This window comes from Spirochaeta lutea (assembly GCF_000758165.1).
GTDB lineage: Bacteria > Spirochaetota > Spirochaetia > DSM-27196 > Salinispiraceae > Spirochaeta_D > Spirochaeta_D lutea.
The window spans coordinates 177,878-201,483 of the sequence record NZ_JNUP01000003.1 but is presented as its reverse complement, the minus strand read 5'-3'; the positions used below and the strand labels follow the sequence as shown (position 1 = coordinate 201,483).

Here is a 23,606-nt window from a genome sequence, read left to right as displayed (position 1 = left end):
CCCGGGGGACACCAACCATGGGTGGAATTATAGGGTGCTCCGCTATATCTGGTGTCGTTTACAACCTTTTGTGCACTACCTAACACCTACAGTACAATGCATTAAGGAGACAAACATGGGGTTAGCGGATTATTACAACCTGGAAGAACTACATAACCATGCGGAGCATTTGGTTTTCGAAGAGATTGAACGTCTTATTGCAGACAATACCATTTCCCAGGAATTCCAGAAGGAAGAATATATTCTAGACATCGCTGCCCTTGCCCTAAATCGGATGCCCCCGATGTATCGTGCTACCCTCCTGGGTAGAATCTACGAACCAGCCTTAGAAGAACAGCACCGCCGTAATGTGCAGAAAGCAGTTGGCGAGGCCGTGGAAAAGGTCTGTGGAACCTAATCTTCTTAGACGGTGCGCAAAGGCTTATATAGTGCGCAAAAGATTGTAACTTTACAACCCGGCGACACCACCAATGGGTAGAATTATTGATTGCTCCGCTATATCTGGTGTAGTTTTTAACCTTTCGCGTACTATGATCTCCTTACGGCTCGTTATTCTCCGCTAGTATCATCGGTACCGTCTGTTTCCCCCGGTGAAGGGATTTGAGTGTCAGGATCTGCAAATTGCCTATCGGACTCTTGGTCTATTGAGTCCGCTCCGGTTGCCGGTGCGGGGGGCGGTTCCTGGTTCGGCGGTGCTTCCGGATTTCTCTCCGAAGGGGATTGAACTCTGAGGTTCTCCAAAAGGACAAGGGTGGATAGATATTCTGCTGTTAACCCAGGAATCTCCGCCGGAGGGGTATCGGAGGCTAATGCAACCAGGATGGACTTATTATCTCCCAGGATGAGTACTTCAGAGCTCTCTAATAGAACGAGCTCGGCATAAAACTGGCGCGTTCTTGTATTCCAGACCGATAGGGTACCATCACTGTTTATTGCTGCTACGTAACCTTCGAGAGGCATGATGGATCGTGGGAGCCGGCGGGTTTTTTCAAATCTCATAATTCTTCTGCCATCCCAGCTTATCAATTGATCCATGCCAAGACTTGAAAAAAGTACGCCGCTATCGTATGCCATGGATGCTCCTGTGTCCTCCCCGGAGTACCGTGACAGGATGGAATTACGGAATGCTAAGGTTGGATGAGATCTCCGCAGGAGGGTAGAGTCCTGATTATCGGAATTTTGACTAATGCTGTGGGTAAAATACTCGCTGCCGTCAGTTGTGCTCTGGAGGTCAAAAATCACCTTATCCTGGCTTTGGACAACACTGGTTTCTTGGGTAAATAGGTTGATTGCTAACAGTGAAGAATTAAAGCCGCTGGTAAGGGTTTTCCCTACCAGGAGAGTGTCGTTGTTAATGATTATGGCATCCTGCAACCCAATAGTGGAGTAGGAGAGTATTCGCGAATAATTATCACGGTCATATACCTCAAGTGAACCATCACGGAAGAACACGATAATAAATTGATCCTCTACTCCTAGGTTAGTGATCGTTTTTGAATGAACTCCGGTTATTGCTGAAATGCTCGGCGTAGTATCCTCTTGGTAGGATAACCGCCATATACGGGAAGCGCTTGATGCATTCCAGAGTAGAATGTCATTCTCGGAAAGGGAGAACATTCGAGGTATTCCTCCAGAGAAGGGGAGATCTACTTTTTGGTACTGGAGGAGTTGGGCCTGACGGTCTCTCAGTTGTGAAAGAATCTGGGTTTCGTCAAGGAAGAACACCCCCTGAGGTGAGCCAATGAAGAGTTGTCCACCCGCCCGAGCAAATGAATTTATCGCTGCCGGTCTTTTTACTGCAATCTGGACGGATTCCTCGGGTGAAAGGCTTGCGATACCGCCGGTCGTTAATCCTGCGATCAAACGATCCTGGGCTACTGTAAAAATTCCGTTGGCTTGTTCGATTCTGCTCAGTCTTGGGGTTGCTGCTGGGGTTAGTGAGCCGTTCGAGACAGAAATCCATCGAATGAAATAGCGATCATCCTCCTTGATGATAGCGCCTACCAGGGTGTCAGAGAGAGGAAAGGCAATTTGAAGACGGGGGATGGCGAGTCTACTTTTTGTGGACCCATCCACGGTATCAAGGGTGACTAGCGAATCATTGAGGATACCGACGGCAAAGCGTTTATTGGGAAAGAGGTTGAGATATCTCAAATTACGGAGTGTCTTTACTTCTGCAAGCACCTCATTGGTGGCAATCCTGTGATAAATGAACTCCCCTGCACTGGAGCGGTAGCTGAGCATATTGGCGCCGCTGGATGAGATAGAAGCAAAATCAACAATCCCATATCCTGAGGTCATCTGCCGTATCTCCCGTCCGTTGCTTGCATTATACAACCCGATACTATCCCAGCGCGGGTAGGTTGCGACAATTCGAGTTCCATTCGGGGAGTAGGCGATAGATAGGGGCAGCTCGGGGATTGGCTTGGTAAAAAGTTTCTGATGATTTTCCCAATTCCAGGCCTCTATTCGATAGCCGTTATCGCTGCCCCGGGCTACGAAAAAAAGTTCTGGCCGCTGGGGGTGGACAACTAAAAAGGAAGGCCTGTCCTCCATGACAAATAGTCGGTCGGCAAGGGTGTTTTCTTGGACATTCCAGATTAGAATTGAGCCGTCCTGTGCCATTGAGGCGGCGAACGGGCTGAGGTTCGGACTACTCAATGTTAAAACAGCCGAATTATGCCCACTATTGGGCATAAGGCTATCCTGGCTGTCCTGGGAGTACCCGGGGAATACACTGATTGCTGAACAAAAGACAAATAACAAAAAACTACGAAGGGTACCTGAACGCATATCAACCTCTAGTTATGAATAATAAATCGCTGAAAACGGCGAACCCGAGAAGTCCGATTACGATGACAGCTCCGATGGTTTGGAATAAGGAAATTTGTTTTGGGGATAAGGGTTTTCTGCGTACCCATTCGAAGAGGTACATAAGAATTTGCCCGCCGTCTAAAACCGGAATCGGGAGCAGATTGCCAAATGCCAGGGCAATGCTTATAAAGGCAAGGAACTGGAACGTTATCCGAAGACCCGTTCCTAATCCTTGACTCATGCTGCTGGTAGCGATCTCCCCAACCATGGATGTGATTCTCAGTGGGCCACTCAAGGCATTCTCCGGTCTAATGAGTCCCCGAAAAAGCATGCCGAGGCTTTCAATGGTCAAGGATAAGGTGCGCCAGACTTCAGCAATGGCCGTGCTGATGGCGGAGAATAATGGCAACCCGGGTTTCCGGGCAGTGACAGCTTGAAAAACAACACCCAAATAGGGCTGCCCGTCCTCGGTGTACTCGGGGTAGATTGTTGCTGTCATCTCCGCAGAATCCCTCAAAAATACGATCTCAAAGGCGCCCTGATGGGATGATAGTATTTCCTGCAACTGGGCGGTGTTTCGGATGGCAGTACCATTTACCGATGTAATGGTATCTCCTGTTCTAAGACCGGCTCCAAGGGCCGGTCCTTCTACATCAGCAATAACCGGCTCAATATAGGGTTGCACACCGATGAGTCCAATGCCCCTATCTGGATCCAGGGTTGGTGTGATACGTATCTCTTCTACCGAACCGGAGGCTCGTTCGACTGTCAACCGGAGCTCTTCCTGGGGATTGGTAGCTACTATCTCCTGAATATCTGAATAGTAGGGGGTGCTTCCGTCATTGATGGATATGATTCTATCACCGGGTTTCAGGCCGGCTTGAATTGCCGGACTCGTCTGACCCGGCAGGATCTGTTCTACCGGAACGATGATATTGGAGAATGTTGAATAGCTGAACCCGAAGAGATGAATCAGAGTGAAGATGAGAACCGCGAATAACAGATTAATCAGTGGACCGGCGGATGCGACTAGAATACGTTTAAGGGGATGGGCAGAGAAAAATCCGCCTTCCTCATCAGGAAAGGTGGGAAGGCCTTTCTGGATTGCGTCACGGAACTGGTACTCCCCCTTCATCCGAAGATACCCGCCAATGGGAAGCAGAGAAAGACGGAACTCGCTTCCATCCTTCAGATTCCGCCGCCACAGGGTTTTGCCCCAACCGATGCTAAACACCTCTACACCAATACCGGTAGCTTTGGCGGCAATATAATGCCCGAACTCATGAATTGACACTAAGAGTCCGAGCCCTATTAATCCAATTACAATTTGAAATATCATAGTTAAATCCTATCATGAATCCTACTGAAGCAGCAGGAGACCGTAGTAAAAAATCGGGGCAGTAAAAAGCGGCGAATCAAGAGAATCCAATAATCCACCCCTTCCAGGAATGATGTGGCCGGTATCCTTGACCTGGGCCGACCGTTTCAGAGCCGACTCGATAAGATCACCGGCGACAACACCGGGGCCCATGAGTAATCCAAGGATAATGGCCCCAAGAATCCCCGAAGGAAACAACTGCGGAAGAATAAAGTAACCGCCAATCAACACGGCCAAACTGGTTGTAATACCGAAGACCAGACCGACAGTGGTTTTATTTGGACTCAGGCTAAAGGGACGGCGGCTGTTTTTACCGAATAGTTTACCGCCGGCATAGGCGAAGGAATCATTCAAAAAAACGCTTGCTAGGAACAACAGCACTGCGGCCTTTCCCTGGGGGAGATCGGTGAGCAGGGAAAAATGGATCATAAAAAAACCAGGGTATAAAAACACGATACTCAGTTTTTGCAAAAGAAACAGATCCTTAGAAAGATCGTTTTTGTTCGAAGTTAGCAGAAACAGAAAGAGAAAGGAGATACCGAACCCAAACCCGATAAACGCTCCAGCCGATCCCCAGACAATTCGGGAGGCTACACTGACGGCCACCGGGGCGGTGCTAAGCACCCAGAAGAACAATCCCAACCGTTTTTCCTGTTTCCATGGCAGGGAAAGTAGGTTGGCCATTTCCATACTCGCTCCTATGGTAACGGCCAAAGCCAGGGCGTTAATAATAAGCAGATGCTCGGTAGGATCAAAAATGATCAAGGCAGCCAGGGCCGGTATGGCGATGAAGAATAGAAGTATTCTCTGGAGAGCATTTGACATCAGGTTATGTTCCTCCGAAGCGGCGGCAGCGGTGCTGAAAATTCTCCATGGCCTTATAAAAACGATCCTCATCCCAATCGGGCCAAAGCGTTTTATCGAACTGAAGTTCTGCATAGCTGCCTTGCCAAATTAAAAAATTACTCAGGCGCTGTTCTCCGCCGCTGCGAATAATGAGATCAGCATCCGGTATTTCTGGATGGTCCAACTCCTGGGAGAATTGTTCCTCATCGAAGCGGCTTTCCGCATCGTGTAATACCCTTAGGACTGCTTCCCTGGAAATCGGTTCGGGAAGCCCAGCTATTTTCTCGGTGGTCGAACGAAGTATACGGCGAGATGCCCTGGAGATTTCATTTCGTCCACCGTAATTTATTGCAAGATTGACGGTCATGCCGGAAAAATTCCGCGTATCATGGGTTACTGAATGGATCTCCTCCTGAATGCCTCCAGGCAGCCCGGAGATGTCGCCGCTATGTAGCACTCGTATGTCATTCTCACGGTAAAAATCGAATTCCTTCCGGAGATGACCTGCAATAAGGCCCATGAGGTAGTTCACTTCCTCCTGGGCCCGTTTCCAGTTTTCTGTTGAAAAGGTGTATAGACTGAGGTAAGGAATCCCCAGAGACCGAGCAGCTTTAACAACACGCTTGGCGGCAGTTAGTCCCTCTTTGTGTCCGGCCGTGCGAGGTAGACCCCGCTGTCTTGCCCACCGCCCATTTCCGTCCATGATGATGCCAACATGGTTGGGAAGCAGGTGAGGGTCGAGTTTACGTTGAACCATCCGTTCTGAGGGGCTCATGGTTACCATTATACTTCCATGATTTCTTGTTCTTTTTTTTCTAGCAGGACATTAATCTTTTCAATGTGACTATCGGTGTACCTTTGAATCTCATCAGTACCTCGTTTTTCTTCATCTTCGCTAATATCCCCGTCTTTGGCTTTCTTTTTAAGCTCGTCGTTGGCATCCCGGCGGATATTCCGGACGGCTACTCGGGACTGTTCGGCGATATTCTTCGCCATTTTAACCAGTTCTTTTCTACGATCCTCGGTAAGGGGGGGGATCTGGAGACGAATCACCTTTCCGTCACTGGATGGGTTTAGAGAAAGTTCCGACTTTTGAATGGCTTTTTCAATTTCGCCTATGACCCCTTTATCCCAGGGTTGGATAACAACGAGTCTTGCTTCTGGAATTGAAATATTTGCTACTTGATTGAGTGGGGTAGGGCTTCCGTAATAATCGACCTTGATCCTGTCAAAGAGCGCCGCACTGGCACGGCCGGTCCGTAGGCTGTTAAATTCTTCTTCCAAGTTATGAACAGACTTGTTCATTCGATCATCTGCGGATGATAGGACTTCTTTCATGGCTCAGCTCCTCCTGTTACTGTATCACAGAATTTGGGCCTTACCACCCGGCAGGATGGCTATCCTGCCGGAGGAAAGGTCATTGTTTGACGAGTAGGTGTTAGAGTGCTTCACCTGCTCGATAAACCCGGTAGTCCACCAGTTCGATGGTTCCGCCAAGTTCTTTGCTTAGATCTTTAAGTACCTGGGCGACTGAGCGTTTTTCATCTTTAACAAACCCCTGCTCGGTGAAGCAGATTTCTTTCAGGTGTTTGTTAAGCTTGCCCTTTACGATGCCCTGAATTACCTGGGCCGGCTTGTCCATGTTTGCCGCTTGAGCTTGGAAAATCCGCTCCTGTTCCGCCAAATAGCTGGATTCTACCTTACTCTCGTTTAGGTAGGGGGGATTGAAGGCCGCTGCATGCAAGGTGAGATCCTTCCCAAGAGTCAGGACCTGCTCATCGGACAGCAGTGCCGCCTTGTCTGCCCGGAGTTTTACCAATACCCCCACAGATCCAGCCTCGCCATGGATGTAGTCGAAGATTTTTTCAGTAGCATCAGCCTCCATTTTTTCGAGGCGGCGCAGTTGAATGTTCTCTTTAATCGTGGTTGCCAGTTCGGTGGCCTTAGCCTGAAGGCCGGCATCATCGGCATTTTTATTGGACTCAACGGCATCCTTAATCATACCGGTCCCGGTTTCAGCAAACTGTTCGTTTCGCGCCACAAAGTCGGTTTCACAGGAAAGCTCCATGATCCCGGCGATTCGAGGTGAAACGTAGGTAAATACCCGGCCCTCATCGGCGCTTCTGTCGGCACGCTTTGCGACCGCCGCGAGACCCATTTCTTTAAGGATGGTTTCAGCACGGTCGAAATCGCCGTCAGCCTTTACCAGGGCTTTTTTACAATCCATCATCCCGGCTCCGGTTTTTTCCCGGAGGCGTTTTACATCTGCTGCGTTAATTGCCATGAAATTCTCCTTAGTCCTCTTCGTAGAGTTTGTCTTCGTCGATACCAGCCTCATCGGCAACCACATCTTCTACACTCTTGGGAGGGGCAGGACGTTCTTTCTCCTCGGGGGTGTAGTTAGAGTAATCCTCATCGGTGAAGCTATCGTCATCCTCGCTGCCCTTTTCGTAGGCCTCTCCTCCAACAGGGGCAGTGGGCATCTCGTCTTCGCGGCCCTCGGCGTATCCCTCATCGTTGTCGTAGTCTTCGTCATCCTGAAGGCTTTCAATTACTTGGAGGCCGGCTTCGTTATCAGCTTCAACTACAGCGTTAGCGATAATCTGGGTAAATAGGGTGATTGCGCGGATAGCATCATCGTTACCGGGGATCGGGAAGTCAATTCCTTCGGGATTACAATTTGTATCCACCACAGCAACAATGGGGATTCCCATACGGCGGGCTTCAGCTACAGCGATAGCTTCCTTGCGGGTATCTATGATGAAGATAATCCCAGGCAGCTCTTTCATCTCTTTGATTCCGCCTAGGTTCTTCTCGAGCTTGCCCCGTTCCTTATTGATTTTTGCAATTTCTTTTTTCGTGAGACTTTCAAATGTACCATCAACTTCCATCTTGTCCAGCTTTTTAAGACGCTGAAGACTCTTGGTGATGGTAGAAAAGTTGGTGAGCATACCACCGAGCCAACGATTGTTCACGTAGAACATACCGCAACGCTCAGCTTCTTGCTGGATAGCCTGTTGAGCTTGTTTTTTCGTACCGATAAAGAGGACTGATTTCCCAGCCAGTACGGTTTGGCGGACAGCCTCGTAGGCTTCCTTAATGCAGACGATGGTCTTCTGCAAGTCGATGATGTGAATTCCGTTGCGCTCAGCGAAAATGAACTTTTTCATTCTCGGATCCCAGCGCTTTGTTTGGTGGCCAAAATGAACCCCTGATTCCAGCAGGTTCTTCATAGTTACTACAGCCAATTGTTCCTCCTCTGCTTGTATTCTCGACACGGACCAAAGAATAACACGAGCCATGCTCGTCTATTCATGCTGGAGCGGTACTAAGAGGAATACTAAGCATCCTTCGCTTTTGTCTCGAATCTATTCATAAGGATAGATCGGAAATTTTTCCGGATTGGAGCTGACAGCTCATTTCCAGAAATTGATGGACCTGAGAATGCCATATATCTCCCGTAAAGGCAAGCCTACCACATTGGTGTGGCTGCCCTCGATATGTGAGATGAAGGCAGAACCGCTGCCCTGGATGCGGTACCCTCCGGCAGCGCCCTTCCATTCCCCCTGCTCCAAATACCAATGAATATCGCCGGGGGACAGGGCCGAGAAGAATACCTTGGTGGTCACACTGAATAAACGGTCCACCCCCGGGCCTTTCATGGCCACACCGGTAAGAACCTCATGACATCGGTGAGATAACATCGAGAGATAGGCGTGAGCCTCATCGGCTGACTCCGGTTTCCCCAGGGCTCTACCTTGGACGAATACCAAGGTATCCGCAGTCAATAATAGTTCTCGGTTGGTATCCACTTCAGCCTCCGCGAGGATGCAGCGTTGTTTTTCTTGGGCAAGGTCCTGGACGAGACGCTCTGGGGAAGCCTGGGAATCCATGGTCTCATCGGCATGGGATACCACCACCCGGAATGTCAGACCGAGTTGTTCCACCAGGTGGTGGCGTTGCGGAGATGCACTCCCCAGAACAAAGGGCATGATCTGCTTCATAATCTTCCTTACGCCCGGAGAAACAGGAGGAACCCCGATGCCAATCCCAAAAAGCTTCCGGGATTAACCATCATGGAAATCTCAAGGAAGCCCAGAGAGAATCCGATAGGCCCGGCAGTGAGAGAGAAGGAGGAGCCTGCGGCTTGGATTCCCAGCTCAACCAGCTGCCAGGCCAGGGTGCCTGCAATTAATCCGAGGAACAAAAACCGCGCAAGTATGTTCCAGTTTTTCTGGGTTAATTTCATAGGCTCTATGGTTTGCAACTGACGTCGGTTTGTCAAGCAGGACTTGCGGCCAGAGAGTTTTCCCCGAGTTATTGACCAAGTTCCTCAAGTACTCTACTATAACCCCTGTTGGAATTGGGTTCGTAGCTCAGCTGGATAGAGCGTCGCCCTCCGGAGGCGAAGGTCGTGGGTTCGAATCCCGCCGAACTCAGATTCCCATCCCCACCCTAGGTACTTTCATGACATCAGTGACCCAAGAATCCGTCCCATTCATCACCTATTCATCCTACCTCAGGAAACGTTACGGACGCCGGGTACAGAAGGTGGGTATCGACGCCGGCTTCACCTGCCCAAATAGAGACGGATCCCTGGGGACAGGGGGGTGTACCTACTGCAGCATATCCAGTATTCGGCCGGAGTACTGCCGTACCATCCGGGATGTGCCGGGTCAAATCCGCTCTGGAATATCCTTCTTTGACGGCAAGTATCGAGATCAAGGATACATCGCCTATTTTCAGAGTTACTCTAACACCTATGGGGACCCTTCCGTCCTGGAGAACATGTATCGTCAGGTACTAGAAATGCCCGAGATCCTCGGGGTATCCGTTGCTACCCGGCCGGATTGTATCTCCCCGGAGATAGTAGCGGTATTACACGCCTTGCAAAACGAATACCAAAAAGAAATCACCCTGGAACTAGGGGTCGAAACCACCGAGGCCTCCACACTGACCTTGATTAACCGGGGGCATAGTCCCGAACAGAGCAAAGCCGCAGTGGAGCAGGCCGTGGACTCAGGCCTGCGGGTTTGTGCCCACCTGATCCTCGGGCTTCCGGGAGAAACCCTGGAACAGCAGGTACGCCATGGAACGCGAATAAGCAGGTGGGGTGCCCATGGCGTGAAAATCCACCACCTCCAGATTCTGAAGGGAAGCCCCATGGCGGAGCACTACCTGAAGGATCGGTGGCCCCAGGGCCAGAAACCCACCCTCTACACCCTGGATCAGTATATCCCGGTCCTGTCCCGGGCCATCCAGGCCATGCGACCCGACCTGGTCATTGAGCGCTTAGCCAACGATGCACCCCAGGATATGATTCTGGCACCTCGGTGGGGAGGGATTAAGAACTATGCCCTATCCCAGCGGGTGGCGGACTATATGGTTACCCAGGGGCTCAGCCAAGGCCAAGCCTACCAGGAGGTGCCGTAGATGCCCCGAATACCCCGGCAACATGGAGCTGAGCATCTGGGCCGAATACAGATGATAGCCTTTCTCGGCGGGCTTTCGCTCTTTCTCAGCACCATCGAGTACCTGTTTCCCAAACCCGTGCCCTTTTTCCGCCTAGGACTGGCGAATTTACCTATCCTGTTGAGTCTCGGGGTCCTTGGTTTCAGGGAGATTTTTTTGCTTTCGTTTTTAAAGGTTTTAGGCCAGGGACTAATAAACGGAACCTTGGCCAGCTACGTGTTCCTTTTCTCCCTGGGCGGGACCCTGGCGAGTGTGCTGGTCATGTTCGGCATGTACCGGATCTTCCCACGATCGATTTCCTACATCGGCATTAGTTTAGCCGGGGCACTGGCGAGTAATCTCGTCCAGGCCGGGTTGTCGTTAACCATTATTTTCGGACAGACGGCCTGGGTCATTGTCCCGTATTTTCTCGGGATGGGCACAGCTACCGGGTTTGTTATGGGGTGGTTTGCCCAGGTATTCGCCCGGCAGTCCCGCTGGTTCGGGTGGTTTGTTTCTGAATATGGTGATTCTCATGCCCGACTTCCTGGATGGCCAGTGGTAGTACCGGTCACGCCCGAGGAGCTTCGTTCTGAGGCGCCGGTGGCGACGGATCCGTCCGACTCACCGCCGCTCGGGAAGAAAAGCCCCCGATTCCGATGGAGCTCCCAAATCCGCAGCTGGAGAAGGGAAGTGCGCTCCTTCATTGTTCTGAAAACCGATCCTCGGCTTTTCTTTGTTACCGGACTGGTCGGGATGATTGCGTTTTTTTTGGAGGATGAACTCATACCGCGCCTACTTCAGGTGGCGGTGTTGGGACTAATTGCCACCGGGACAGGAAAGAAGATACGGGTAAGCTACTTTCTCACCCTCTTTATCACTATTACCGCATTTCATGTGCTTCAGCCCTCGGGCAGGGTGATCTTGGAGGTCCTCGGACTCCGGGTTACCCAGGGTGCATTGCTGGGCGGGGCGTATAAGGCCCTCACCCTGATCGGCTTTGTCTTTCTGTCCCTCGGAATGGTTCAGCCCCATCTTAATCTTCCCGGGGTTGTGGGGCGGCTGCTCACCCGGTTATTTTCTTCCTACGAGGCCATCAATGACCACCGGAGGAAGATCCGTTCCCGGAGGTTTATTTCTATTATTGATGGGGTGCTCTTTTCCAGCTATGAAAAGGTGGATGAAAAACCTGACCCCACCGGGGCAGGTTCGGAGACATACACCACACCCCTCCTTGTTTGGATCGCTTTGCTCGGCATGCATGCAGTCCTTTGGATTTTCTTATTCATGTAAAAGCCGGAATGGGATACAATAGGGTATGAACCATTTGTACACCACCTATCTTCAGGATCAATTAACGCAGATACAAGAGGCCGGACTTTGGAAGGATGAAACTGCCATTACCGGTCCCCAGGACGGACGGGTACGCGTCTCCCAGGGTACTTGGATCAATCTCTGCGCAAACAACTACCTGGGTCTGTCGAACTACGAACCGATTGTATCCGCCGCCATCGAAGGGCTGAAACACCGCGGCTACGGTATGTCGTCGGTGCGTTTCATCTGTGGAACCCAGGATGCCCACAAGGCCCTGGAATCCGATATCTCCCGGTTTTTGGGAACCGAAGACACCATCCTGTATTCCTCCTGTTTTGATGCCAACGGAGGGCTGTTTGAAACCCTCCTGGGTGAGGAAGACGCCATCATTTCTGATGAGTTAAACCATGCCAGTATCATTGATGGTATCAGGCTCTCCAAGGCGAAGCGCTACCGGTATAAAAACCGCAATCTGGCGGATCTACAGAAAAACCTGGAGCGGGCAAAGGAGGAAGAGGCGCGATTCGTGCTCATTGCGACTGACGGCGTGTTCTCCATGGACGGAACCATTGCGCCCCTGGAGGGAATCTGTGAGCTTGCTGGAATCTATAATGCCCTGGTGATGGTGGACGATAGTCACGCCTTCGGCTTTTACGGGCCCGACGGCCGGGGTACTCCCTGGGCCTTCGGGGTACAGGATTCGGTTGATATTGTTACCGGAACCCTGGGTAAGGCCCTTGGAGGTGCCAGCGGCGGCTTTACATCTGGAAGGAAGGAGATTGTCCAGTATCTCCGACAGCGATCCAGGCCCTATCTCTTCTCCAATTCCTTGGCTCCGCCTATCGTTGCAGGGAGCAGAAAGGCCCTCGAGATTCTCGGGGATGAGCCTGATAGGCTGGAGCGACTCTGGGAAAATACCCGGTACATGCGTAGACGGCTTACCGAGGAAGGGTTTACCATTTCCGCTGAGGACCACCCCATAATTCCGATTATGCTCGGTGATGCCCAATTAGCCGCCAAGCTTGCTCAGTACCTGCAAAAACGCGGTATTTTTGTTGTTTCCTTCAGTTTTCCCGTGGTCCCCCGGGGGAAGGCACGCATCCGGTTACAGATGAGTGCTGCTCACGATATTCAGGAGTTAGAAGAGGTGGTTCAGGCCTTTCGCGATGGGGTGAAGCAGTTAACCTAATCCTCATATTTATTCTTGACAAATGGATGTATTTCTCCTACTTTTGAAACAATAGTGCAACGCGGAGGGTGTATATGCAAGTAGTACTTTGGATATCCCTTCCTCTTGCCGGTATAATTCTAGGTTGGACAATCCGATGGCTTTACGCCAGATTTCAACTTTCCTCAGCGGAACAAAGATCCGAGAGGCTAAAGAGAGACGCAGTAAAAGACGCCGAAGCCCTAAAACGGGAATTGGTTATAGAAACAAAAGATGAATTACTACGGGAACGAAATCAACAGGAGAAAGAACTCAGGGAAAGACGACAGGAACAGCAGAAGTTCGAGAAGCGTCTTATCCAGAAAGAAGAAAACCTAGATAGTAAAATTGCTTATGTCGAGAGACAGCAGCAGCTGTTTGCTGACCGCGAGAGGAAAATACAGGATAGAGAGGCAGAATTAGGCCGGGCTGAAGAGGATTTGCGCAATGAACTTGAGCGAATTTCGAGCCTGACCACCGATGAAGCGAAAAAGCTCATCATTGCCTCCATGGAAGATGAGGCTCGGCATGATGCCCAGGGTCTTATTAACAAGATTGAGCAGGAAGCTCAGTTGACGTCGGAGCGAAAGGGCCGGGAAATCCTCATCAGTACCATTCAGCGGATGACCAGTGAGGTCAATGCTGAGGTTACGGTGGCGTCAGTATCCTTGCCCAACGATGAGATGAAGGGCCGGATTATCGGGCGCGAGGGGCGGAATATCCGAACCCTGGAAACACTTACCGGTGTGGATGTAATCATTGATGACACCCCGGAAGCGGTGGTGGTATCGTGTTTTGACCCGGTGCGTAAGGAGATTGCCCGGCGGTCCTTAGAGCGGCTGATATCTGATGGAAGGATTCATCCTACCCGTATAGAAGAGGTTGTTCAGAAGGTAACCCAGGAAATCAGTCAGTTTATCTACGAAGAGGGCGAAAAGGTTCTCTTTGACCTTGGGATTCATCACATGAAACCCGAGGGGATTCGCGGCCTTGGGCGGCTGGTATTCCGTACAAGTTACGGACAGAATGTCCTAGCCCACTGTAAGGAAGTCGCTATCTTTGCCGGCATGATTGCCGCTGAGATTGGTGCTGATACCGAGATCGCTAAGCGGGCGGGATTGCTCCACGATATCGGAAAGGGAATCGAGTCCGACGGAGATTCCAACCATGTAGAGTTGGGGGTGGAATTGGTCAAACGAATGGGTGAAGATCCCAAGGTGATCAATGCTATCGCAGCCCACCATGGGGATGTTCCCCATAGCTGTGTCGAGTCGGTTATCGTTCAGATTGCCGATGCGATCAGCGCCAGTCGTCCCGGGGCTCGTCGTGAGACCCTGGATAACTACATCAAGCGGTTGGAAAACCTGGAGAAAATCGCCGAGGATTTTGATGGTGTCGATAAGGCCTATGCCATTCAAGCCGGCAGGGAGCTGCGGATCATGGTTGACCATGAGAAGGTGAGTGACCTGGAGGCCAGAGACATAGCCCGTGCTATCGCGAAACGTATCGAGAATGAGTTGCGGTACCCTGGGCGGATCAAGGTAACTATGATCCGGGAAACTCGGATTGTGGAATACGCACGGTAATCTGGTCCTGGGAAGACAGAGATAGAATCGAGCGAAAAGAATACGGGGCTGCCTGATTAATCGGGCAGCCCTTTGTATGTCATGAGTTGATCCGAGGATAGTGTTGCTTCGCCCTAGGGGTAGCACTGGGACGACAGCCTGGGCTGCCGTCCTCGGCGGTGCGGGATGCCCGGGTGTCACCCTGGTATCAGCCCGGGTGCAGACCATAGGTGAGACTCTGCATCAACCAAGAAGAGTCGCCTGCCGCGGAGGTCTAGTCTGCCTGGGGCGTCTGGGGCTCTGCTGGGAGATCCGTTGCTTCCCCGGCTTTTACCCGAGCCATGAGGAGCATTGCCACGGCCATACATATGATTCCGTAGAGAAAAATGCTCCGCAGTCCCACCTCGGGCCCGAACACCCGGGTGGATACGTCGATTAAGCCCCCGGAAAGTAAGGGGCTGAGAATGGCGGCGCCCTGACTGAAAAAATAATAGAGCCCCGTATAAATGCCCATGGTAGTAAAGCTCGCCATTTGCCATAACATTGGAAATGAGTTGGTGACTATACTTCCCCAGAAGATCCCGAAACAGAAGAACAGGACAAGAAAGGTTATCCAGCTGACTTGGCTTGAAAGTCCGAAGAACGAGGTCAGCGGATCATGGATGAAAACAAGGCCAAGGACAACGATGATCCCTCTCAAGCTTATGGTTATAACCCGACGTCTTCCGATACGGTGGGCCAGGATCCCCGAGGGTATGGCGAAGAGTGCATAGGCGATTGCCACCGAACCCGGGCTGAGTCCTGCAAGCCCCTCGGAAACCCCTAGTATATCTTTGCTGTATATGGTTACAAAGGGAAGGATGCCCTGGTAGGCAAGAAACCAGAAAAACAGGGAAAGGAGTATTAAGGCAGCGCTCGGATCACCGTTAATACCGAATACCTTTCGCAGAGAATCGGCTGTTTTTACCGGTTCTTCCGGACTCTCAGAGGAATTCTTTTGAGCATGTTTCTTTTCCTTCACAAATATGAAGAGCAAGATGGTAGCGAGGATTACCAATACCCCGGAGATGAGGAAGGGGAGCTTCCTCAGGGTATTACCAATCAATGGTAGATCAATGGAAATATCCATCATAGGAGCGAGGACCACCGTACCCACGATGGCTGCGATCCCCCCCATGGTGTTAATAACGCCGTTCGCCTCACTTCTCAGGTTGGCGGGTACAAGGTCGGGCATGAGGGCTACAACCGGCCCCCTGGCTGCTTGTTTCGCTAGATTTAATAAGAAGATAATCAGGATGAGGACGGTGATGGTTCCGTAGGGCGTCGCGCCGTAGGGAAGAAGGCTGAAGAAAATCCCGGACAATGGTACGGTGACCAGAATATAGGGCATCCGTCGGCCGATGGGGGTGTTGGTTCGGTCAGATAATGATGCAACCAGGGGGATTAAGAAGAGGGCAAATACATTATCCAGGGTCATAATCAGGCCGATGAGGAATTTTGAATCCAGATAATCATCCAGAAATGCAGGTACGTACGCATCGTAGAGGGGATCCATTAATCCCATGGTGAAGAATCCTAATCCGATTAGGATGGTTATTTTGTAGTAGCCTTTCATGGTCATAGTATATGCCTCCGTTCCTGGTTGTGTACAATCTTTTTGTTAGGGTATGATGATTTGTCTCGATACTCCTGAAAGGACGCGGTGTGGATAAAGAACTAACAGTATTGTTTATTGGGGATATAATTGGACAGCCAGGAATACGGGCAATTGTTTCGATGCTTCCTAATTTGAAGAGAGGGTATAACCCGGATTTAATTGTGATCAACGGCGAAAACGCTGCCGACGGCTTTGGAATCACCCCGGAAATAGCAGACAGCTTATTTGCTGCCGGGGCGGATATCATCACAACAGGAAACCATGTGTGGCAGCAACGTGAGATAATCCCCTATATGAAGGATCATCCCACCCTGCTGAGGCCGGCGAACTATCCCCCCGGGGCACCGGGAACCGGGGCTGTCATCGTAGAGAAGCATGGGGTTCGGTTTGCAGTTCTGAATCTCCAGGGACGTATGCGTATGTGGCCCATTGATTGCCCCTTCCGTAAGGCTCGGGACCTGATAAAAAAAATAGAAGGCAAGGCGGATATCGTGCTCATTGATATGCATGCCGAGGCGCCGGAAGAAAAGGAAGCCCTGGCCTTCGATTTGGATGGAAGGATTTCTGCTTTGGTAGGAACTCATACCCACATACAAACCGCTGATGAACGTATTCTACCCCGGGGTACCGCATATATCTCAGATCTCGGGGCGACCGGGCCGCGAAACAGCATTATCGGGTTCGATCCGGAAACAGGCATTCGGCGCAGTCTAACCCAGCTTCCCCTGAAGAGCGAGGTGGCTCAAACGCCTGCGGTGGTGCACGGGGTCGTGCTGGGGCTGGATGGAGAAACAAGAAGGGCACGGTGGATACGACGTATCAAAGAGCAATCCCTCGTCTGATCGGAATACTCTATGGCTAGTACGAGACCCCCTAGGGTTCCCCTGTTAACCCTTCTGATGAGGCGGTACCCTGAGGAAGAGAAGAAGACCCTCTATGCCTGGATCCTATGCGGAGAGATCCGGGTGAACGGCACCGGGGTGAAAGATCCCAAACAGGTGGTGTCGGAGGATAGTTTTCTGGAACACCGGGGCGGGGGCTATGTATCCCGAGGTGGTGACAAGATTGCTTCAGTTTTTCCCTACCTCCTGGAGCGGTATCCTCCCTTGGATCCTTCAGGGGCATACGTGCTGGATGCCGGAGCATCCACGGGAGGGTTCAGCGATTTTCTTCTTCAGGCGGGGGCCTCCCGGGTGTACTGCCTGGATGTGGGGTATAACCAACTAGATTACCGGCTGCGGACGGATCCCCGGGTCACGGTGCTAGAGCGCTGTAATGTTCTGGACGTAGAGGAGCTCATCCGTCAGGGAAGGATTGATCCTGCTCCATGGTTTTGTACAGCAGATTTAAGCTTCCGAAGCATCCAGGGAGCCGCTTCAGCATTACTCGCTAGTAGTACAAAGGGTTTGCTCCTGGCCCTCATTAAACCGCAATTCGAGCGGCGGTATGCGTCGAAACATCGAGGAAGAACCGGCGGTGGATGGTCGGACGACTTTGAAGGTATTGTTTCCGAGGATGAAATCCCGGATATTCTCGAGGATGTCAGGAGTAGACTCAGCCGTGAAGGGGTTCAGATTCTTGAGGTTCTGCCATCGGGGGTTCCGGGGGCGAAGGGCAATCAGGAGTATTTTTTTCTGATGACCATGAAATCTGGCAATTAAGGCTTGAATCTACCATGCCGATAAGAGGGCGATATGGCACGGCAAAACGAAAAGAAACGGGGCTTATCCCTGGGTATCCTATTTTGGATCGCTTGTATTCTTTTAGTACTTGTGGTTTTTCTCTTTAGCAGGAGCAATATCCAACGGGTTCTAGAGGAGACGAAGCTCATTGAGGTTGTAAATACCGAGTTGCGTGGAGAGGGTGCTGCAAACGACGATACTGGAGAAGAATCCACTCCCACGAGTCCTGATGCGGAGAACCAGACGGAGCCCATCCTCCAAAACCAGAATGAAGAGGTGTCCGGTTCATCCGGGAGGGTGAACCAAGATACGGGCGATGACTCGATGCCGGCCGATACCGTATCAAATCCGGAGCCCATCCAACCATCCGAGACTCAAAACCTGCAGGAGGAAGATCAGGGGGCTGATAGCACCACCGCAACGGAACAGAGCAGTCAGACTCAGGAATCCCCACCGAGTAAGGTGAGGACCTTTCAACTATTTTTTGTGAAGCCTAGGGAGGATGGCACCATTGCCGTAGAAGCACGACAACGGGGAATCCGTTTTATCGATAGTCCCTTGACTGCCACCATCCAGGCGCTCATCGCCGGACCCGTAACCGAAGACAGGAACGCCGGGTATACCAGTCTGATTCCTGAACAGAGTCAGCTTATTTCCGCATGGGTACGGGAAGGTACCGCATTCCTGAACTTCAATGATAGCTTCCGGTTTAATCCCTACGGGTTGGAGGGTAACAAAGCCCAGTTGCAGCAGATCATTTTTACCGCAACCGAATTTCCAACGGTGGATCAGGTTCAGATTCTAATCGAGGGTGATTACGTTGAGTATATCAGCGGCGATGGTATATATGTAGGCGCTCCTCTGCGGCGAGGCTCCTTCTAATCCTTTCTTGTGGGTAGGCGGTTTACCCTCCACCGGACCCTCCACCGGACGTCCCGCCGGTTAGAACATGGTAAACCGAGGGCCCCCTTGGTGAGCCCAACCGGTAGGCAATGCTGCAACCCCTTGCGCCCAGGAACCCCTCCGGGCGAGTAGGCGCTGGCACCAATGCAGGACGGGGGATGGTACCCGGGAGATCAGTTTGACAGATAATATTTCTTACCATATAGTTCTATCTGCATGAAAGAGATGACAGGTATATCAGCCTCTCCGGGTATTGCCATTGGCACGGTAATGCTCGTGAGGGACGAACATCAGAGCGTTCCCCAGTACGGTATCGCGGTTCACCAGATTGAAACCGAGTATCAGAGATTTCTGCAGGCTGTGGAACGAGCGATTGAGGATATTACCAGTCTAAAAAAGACCGCCGAGAGGGATTTAAGCCAAGATGAGCTGAACATGCTTGATACTCATCTGTTGATGCTTAATGATCCCGACCTGAACGATCAGGTGTATTCAAGTCTTACCGAAGAATTACAAAATGTAGAGTATATTCTCAGCACCATCATGCAGGGGTTGATTCGCAAACTTAGCCAGGCTCAGGATGATTATTTACGTGAGCGGGCGAGTGATTTTCATGATGTGAGCAAGCGGATAATGAATCAACTCCTCTACCGGGGATCCCGTAATCTGGCCCATCTGGATGAGGATGTCATCTTGGTTTGCCATGAGTTAATGCCCTCGGATGCCATAGCTATGGACAAACTCCGGATCAAAGGAATTGCCATGGATGCAGGGGGGAAGACGAGTCATACCGCCATTCTCGCCCGGGCATTTGAGATACCCGCTGTACTGGGCTTGGGTCAGATCACCCAATCCGCAGAGGACCAAGCAACCATCATTATCGACGGTACCAGCGGGAAGGTGATACTCAACCCCGACCTCAAAACCAAGAAGGAATACCAACAACGCCAACGATCCATTCAGAAGCGTGATGTTCAGTTAATGAAACTGAACGAGCTGCCGGCAGAAACGAAGGATGGTAAGCTGATTCGTCTCAAAGCCAATATTGAGATACCCGAAGAGGTTGATGCTGCCATCGGACATGGAGCTGATGGAATTGGTCTATACCGTTCTGAGTTCTTGTTTATTCGCCCCGGCGGTTTGCCCGATGAAGAGGAACAGTTTCTGGCCTATAAGCATGTCATTCAGGCCATGGGCAATAAGCCGGTTACTATCCGGACCCTCGATCTGGGGGGGGATAAGCTGAAACATAATATGAAGGAATTCAGTTCGGGAGAGAAGAATCCCATCCTGGGGTGGCGGGCAATCCGGTTTTGTTTGGCGCATCCCGAGATTTTCCGCACCCAATTGCGCGCTCTGTTGCGTGCCAGTGCCTTCGGAAATCTAAGGATAATGTTCCCTCTCATATCCGGCTTAGGTGAACTGGAGCAGTCGCTGCAGATTCTCGGGGATGTGCGTCAAGAATTGCGTAGCAAGGGGCATAGTGTGGCGGATCACATTCCTGCAGGCATTATGATAGAGGTTCCCTCAGCCGCAATGATCAGCGACATTCTTGCGAAAAGAAGCCACTTTTTTTCTATTGGAACGAATGACTTGATCCAGTATACTGTGGCGGTTGATCGCGGGAATGAAAATATAGCGTACCTATACGATCCGATGCATCCCGGTGTACTCAGATTCCTGAAAATGGTTATTGAAAACGCCCATAAGGCCGGTATCGTTGCAGGAATGTGCGGTGAAATGGCCGGGGATCCGCTGTATACCATGGTTCTCCTTGGTCTGGGATTGGATGAGTTTAGTATGAGCTCCTTCGGTATCCCCCAGGTGAAACAGATTATTCGTTCCACTTCCATTGTGGAGGCCGAGGAATTCGTAGGCCGACTCATGGAGATGGATGATTGTAACGATATAGAACACCTCCTGCGAACAACCATGGAGGAAAAATTTGATATTACCGACTTCAGACGCTGAAAGATTAGTCCAGCGCCTTCCCCGGGTGGCCATAGTTGGCCGACCGAATGTGGGAAAGTCCACTCTATTTAATCGACTAATACGAAAACGGAAATCTATAACGGACCCAACACCCGGTGTGACCCGGGATCCTGTATCTGAAACCACCATCCTGGGGAACAGGAAGCTAGAGGTGATTGACACCGGCGGTCTAACCGAGAGCAGGGAGTTTTTGGATAGGTTAATTACCCAGCGTAGTTTTTCTGCTATGGAACAGGCTGATGTTTTGGTGTTTGTTCTGGACGTAACCGAGCTAACCCCCGAGGATGAGGAGTTTATAAACCGTCTGCGGCAATTCCGCGACCGGTTGATACTGGCGGTAAACAAGGTTGATAATCCTACCAGGGAACTAGAGGCCTATAATTTCCTCTCCTTGGGTTTTGATTCGGTCTTTCCCCTGTCGGCTGCCCATGGTGCCGGGGTCGAAGAGTTGGTAGAGGAGATTCTCAGGAGAATCCCCCAGCTCCCGGTACCGGAACGGATCAGTGAAGATGGGAACGATCAGGAATCCCAAATAAACCGTGTTACCGCCGATAAAGAGTCTGAGTCGGATGGTTTCGATATCAGTATCGCCCTGCTTGGCCAACCAAACACCGGGAAGTCAACCCTCATTAACCGGCTTACCGGGGCGGATACCTCCATTGTGAGTCCCGTAGCCGGAACCACCCGGGATGTTGTCCAAGGCTCCTTTGAGTACAAACAACGGACCTTCCGAATTCTTGATACCGCCGGTATACGCAGGAAAAGCAGGGTGGAGGAAGACTTAGAATACTACTCAGTGAACCGGGCATTTAAATCCATTGAGGATGCAGATGTGGTGATACTCATGATCGATGTAGATAAGGGCTTGGTGGAGCAGGATAAAAAAATCGCTGCTCAGATTGTAAAAAAGGGAAGGGGCGTGGTTCTGGCAGCCAACAAATGGGATACCTTGGAGGATACCCCTAACACCCTCCGTGCGGTAACCGACCGAATACGGTTTCTGTTTCCGGTTCTTGAGTTCGCGCCCATTCTGCCCCTAAGTGCTCTGGAAGGCCAAGGGATTCCGAAGCTACTAAATACCGTGATCCAATTACGGACTCAACTCGAAAAACGTATTGATACGGGTACCTTGAACAATGCTCTCGCCCGATGGATAGAACGCACCCCGCCCCCCCAGAACAAGAAGCATCGCTGGAAACTCCGATACATAACCCAGGTTTCAAAACATCCTGTACAGTTCATCCTTTTCGTTAATAAAACGAAGGGATTTCCGGAAAGCTACCTCGGGTATATCCGAAACAGCATCCGTAGGGAATTCGGATTTACCAACATTCCCATCTCCGTCGAACTACGCGATCGAAGATAATGGCTGTTACACATGCTTAGCCTGTGGTGTTGTTAAGAAAGTGGAAGAAAAAACCGAATTTTCGAATATGCAAGGACACACCGTTACCAACCTTCGGAACTCACTGGGCAGATTCAGAAAGATCGCACTGATATGGATGGGCATTGGCCTATCCCTGCCTCTCTGGGCCTTTGGTGGACAACAGAACTCAACGGTTTTTAGTCAGATCCCTGACAACGGTAGGGCACGGGTTGAAAACTTGGATTATATAACAGCTCCCCTATACGAGTTGACACCGAATTCCCGGATCATAGATGATCCCATGACGGGATTCAGGGTGAGAATGCGGGTAGAGGTACAAGAAGCCCGGGGTTTCACCTATATTATCTTTGAAAACGAAGTTCGAGAGCCGGATAGAAGTCTGGGAATCTTTCCCTTGGTAGGTGCTGGGAATTTCGTGATCCGGCGGAACCATGAGGATGGCAAGATTGATCAAATAAAGGTATTTCTCGGGCAGGGGCCCCACGTGTATCTTCGTTTGTCTCCTCAGAAGGTTAAGAGTACCGCCAGTTTTTACGCTTATAATGATCAGGAAGCCCTCTTTAACAACCTGCCCCTTCCGGTTTCGATAGAGCGCGTTTTAGGACTTCCTACCCGTGACCTGCTCTTCCTTTTGGAGGGATCGATTCAGTGGGCTTCACTGATTCCCCGGGGAAACAGCTACGACTACGAGTTTATCCAGGAAATGGTTCAGAAACTTCGAGAGGAGCTGCCTCATTTGCCGGATGCTGAGGACGGTGCTATGGATGATCAGGGTCGCCTCGTAAAAATTGAATCCATGCTTTCCACCGGTTTGCCCGGTTTTAACTGTTCGGGGTTTGCGAAGTGGGTGGCCGACGGTGTGTACCACGAACTCACCGGTTCCTACTTGGGAATTCCAAGCCTCAAACAGAAGCACCTGGATCTCCGCGGTTCAGCCCTGGCCCTGGAATTGGAAGACCTCCGGGATCCCTATTTTGGTCTGGATTGGACTCGGAATATCGCTACAGCCATCAATACCCGTCATTACGGGGTACAGCTTGAACCGGAAGACAGTGATGTACGGACTGTTCCGTTTTTTGAATACGTGGAAGACCTGGGCTATCCGGTTCGGGATCTATGGCAAATCATGTATTTTTTAGCATTAGATAATCCCGGGAGTTGGTATTTAGGATCGGTGAATGGGGAATTCGGACAAGACCCTGTTCTATGGCAACATTACCATGTTGTTGTATTTTTCCCTTACATTGACGATCAGGGGAACTTCCGAGTGGTTGTTATGGAGCGGAACCTTGAAACCGGGATTGATAACCTTATTCGCCGGTATCCTCAGGAATATATGCATCTGGTGCAATTGCCGAGCATCTCCGTTGATTCAGGATTTGAGCCGCCCAAAATTGAATATTAAATGAA

The 23,606-nt window shown here is 50.9% G+C and carries 21 protein-coding genes, 1 tRNA gene and 1 pseudogene; 13 read left to right on the top strand and 10 right to left on the bottom strand.

The genetic code is table 11. From position 1 onward, the window contains the following. Positions 1–2: 2 nt before the first annotated feature. Together DC28_RS16900 and DC28_RS01345 are read left to right on the top strand one after the other, a co-directional pair. Positions 3–83 (top strand): annotated as a pseudogene (locus DC28_RS16900) (hypothetical protein); the annotation flags it as partial. Between the two features lie 32 nt (positions 84–115). Then, positions 116–397: a late competence development ComFB family protein gene (locus tag DC28_RS01345; protein WP_037544799.1), complete on the top strand. Its 282-nt coding sequence runs from the start codon at positions 116–118 to the stop codon at positions 395–397. A 152-nt stretch (positions 398–549) separates the two neighbouring features. Here the strand turns inward: DC28_RS01345 and DC28_RS01340 are convergent, their stop codons facing one another. The 9 genes from DC28_RS01340 to DC28_RS01300 all read right to left on the bottom strand — a co-directional run bounded on the left by DC28_RS01340 (position 550) and on the right by DC28_RS01300 (position 9,287). Further along, on the bottom strand, positions 550–2,793 hold the full coding sequence (locus DC28_RS01340) for a WD40 repeat domain-containing protein (RefSeq protein ID WP_037544797.1): 2,244 nt from the start codon (positions 2,791–2,793) through the stop codon (positions 550–552). A gap of 1 nt (position 2,794) precedes the next feature. After that, positions 2,795–4,153: an RIP metalloprotease RseP gene (rseP, locus tag DC28_RS01335; RefSeq protein ID WP_037544795.1), complete on the bottom strand. Its 1,359-nt coding sequence runs from the start codon at positions 4,151–4,153 to the stop codon at positions 2,795–2,797. 21 nt (positions 4,154–4,174) lie between these two features. Next, positions 4,175–5,017 carry a phosphatidate cytidylyltransferase gene (locus DC28_RS15040; RefSeq protein ID WP_052078309.1) on the bottom strand — a complete coding sequence of 281 codons (843 nt, stop codon included), beginning with the start codon at positions 5,015–5,017 and terminating at the stop codon, positions 4,175–4,177. A 4-nt stretch (positions 5,018–5,021) separates the two neighbouring features. Beyond that, positions 5,022–5,813, bottom strand: a complete 792-nt coding sequence (gene uppS / locus DC28_RS01325) for a polyprenyl diphosphate synthase (protein ID WP_238565740.1) — start codon at positions 5,811–5,813, stop codon at positions 5,022–5,024. 8 nt (positions 5,814–5,821) lie between these two features. Then, positions 5,822–6,376, bottom strand: coding sequence for a ribosome recycling factor (gene frr, locus DC28_RS01320; protein WP_037544793.1), 555 nt, complete (start codon positions 6,374–6,376; stop codon positions 5,822–5,824). Positions 6,377–6,476: 100 nt separating this feature from the next. Beyond that, the gene (gene tsf / locus DC28_RS01315) at positions 6,477–7,322 is read right to left on the bottom strand and encodes a translation elongation factor Ts (protein WP_037544791.1); all 846 of its coding nucleotides are present in this window, start codon (positions 7,320–7,322) and stop codon (positions 6,477–6,479) included. 10 nt (positions 7,323–7,332) lie between these two features. Continuing rightward, on the bottom strand, positions 7,333–8,286 hold the full coding sequence (gene rpsB / locus DC28_RS01310) for a 30S ribosomal protein S2 (protein ID WP_037544788.1): 954 nt from the start codon (positions 8,284–8,286) through the stop codon (positions 7,333–7,335). A gap of 168 nt (positions 8,287–8,454) precedes the next feature. Then, positions 8,455–9,042: a Maf family protein gene (locus tag DC28_RS01305; RefSeq protein ID WP_037544787.1), complete on the bottom strand. Its 588-nt coding sequence runs from the start codon at positions 9,040–9,042 to the stop codon at positions 8,455–8,457. A gap of 8 nt (positions 9,043–9,050) precedes the next feature. Beyond that, the gene (locus DC28_RS01300) at positions 9,051–9,287 is read right to left on the bottom strand and encodes a hypothetical protein (protein WP_037544785.1); all 237 of its coding nucleotides are present in this window, start codon (positions 9,285–9,287) and stop codon (positions 9,051–9,053) included. A gap of 116 nt (positions 9,288–9,403) precedes the next feature. On the opposite strand from DC28_RS01300, the gene DC28_RS01295 reads away from it, so the two are divergent. The 5 genes from DC28_RS01295 (at position 9,404) to rny (ending at position 14,596) form a co-directional block, all read left to right on the top strand. Next, positions 9,404–9,477 (top strand) — tRNA-Arg (locus tag DC28_RS01295). A gap of 28 nt (positions 9,478–9,505) precedes the next feature. Further along, a complete protein-coding gene (locus DC28_RS16000) occupies positions 9,506–10,471 on the top strand; it encodes a TIGR01212 family radical SAM protein (protein WP_063135610.1) in 966 nt (321 codons plus the stop codon). Next, complete coding sequence (locus DC28_RS16075) at positions 10,472–11,782, top strand: Gx transporter family protein (protein ID WP_081941764.1); 1,311 nt, start codon at positions 10,472–10,474, stop codon at positions 11,780–11,782. Positions 11,783–11,807: 25 nt separating this feature from the next. Next, entirely contained in the window at positions 11,808–12,992 is a 1,185-nt protein-coding gene (locus DC28_RS01280; protein WP_037544783.1) for a glycine C-acetyltransferase, read from the top strand. Between the two features lie 74 nt (positions 12,993–13,066). Continuing rightward, complete coding sequence (gene rny / locus DC28_RS01275) at positions 13,067–14,596, top strand: ribonuclease Y (protein ID WP_037544781.1); 1,530 nt, start codon at positions 13,067–13,069, stop codon at positions 14,594–14,596. Positions 14,597–14,849: 253 nt separating this feature from the next. Here rny and DC28_RS01270 read toward each other — a convergent pair whose 3' ends face one another. Further along, positions 14,850–16,190: an MFS transporter gene (locus DC28_RS01270; protein WP_238565739.1), complete on the bottom strand. Its 1,341-nt coding sequence runs from the start codon at positions 16,188–16,190 to the stop codon at positions 14,850–14,852. A gap of 89 nt (positions 16,191–16,279) precedes the next feature. Here DC28_RS01270 and DC28_RS01265 point away from each other — a divergent pair, with 89 nt between their 5' ends. The 6 genes from DC28_RS01265 (at position 16,280) to DC28_RS01240 (ending at position 23,601) form a co-directional block, all read left to right on the top strand. Next, on the top strand, positions 16,280–17,074 hold the full coding sequence (locus tag DC28_RS01265; protein ID WP_037544777.1) for a TIGR00282 family metallophosphoesterase: 795 nt from the start codon (positions 16,280–16,282) through the stop codon (positions 17,072–17,074). 12 nt (positions 17,075–17,086) lie between these two features. Next, the gene (locus DC28_RS01260; RefSeq protein WP_037544775.1) at positions 17,087–17,893 is read left to right on the top strand and encodes an SAM-dependent methyltransferase; all 807 of its coding nucleotides are present in this window, start codon (positions 17,087–17,089) and stop codon (positions 17,891–17,893) included. Between the two features lie 33 nt (positions 17,894–17,926). Then, positions 17,927–18,796 carry a GerMN domain-containing protein gene (locus DC28_RS01255; RefSeq protein WP_037544773.1) on the top strand — a complete coding sequence of 290 codons (870 nt, stop codon included), beginning with the start codon at positions 17,927–17,929 and terminating at the stop codon, positions 18,794–18,796. A 237-nt stretch (positions 18,797–19,033) separates the two neighbouring features. Further along, complete coding sequence (ptsP, locus tag DC28_RS01250; RefSeq protein WP_037544771.1) at positions 19,034–20,788, top strand: phosphoenolpyruvate--protein phosphotransferase; 1,755 nt, start codon at positions 19,034–19,036, stop codon at positions 20,786–20,788. Further along, positions 20,763–22,175, top strand: coding sequence for a ribosome biogenesis GTPase Der (der, locus tag DC28_RS01245; protein ID WP_052078308.1), 1,413 nt, complete (start codon positions 20,763–20,765; stop codon positions 22,173–22,175). Before ptsP ends, der begins: the two co-directional genes overlap by 26 nt. A 67-nt stretch (positions 22,176–22,242) precedes the next feature. Then, positions 22,243–23,601 carry a hypothetical protein gene (locus DC28_RS01240; RefSeq protein ID WP_037544769.1) on the top strand — a complete coding sequence of 453 codons (1,359 nt, stop codon included), beginning with the start codon at positions 22,243–22,245 and terminating at the stop codon, positions 23,599–23,601. Positions 23,602–23,606: the final 5 nt, after the last annotated feature.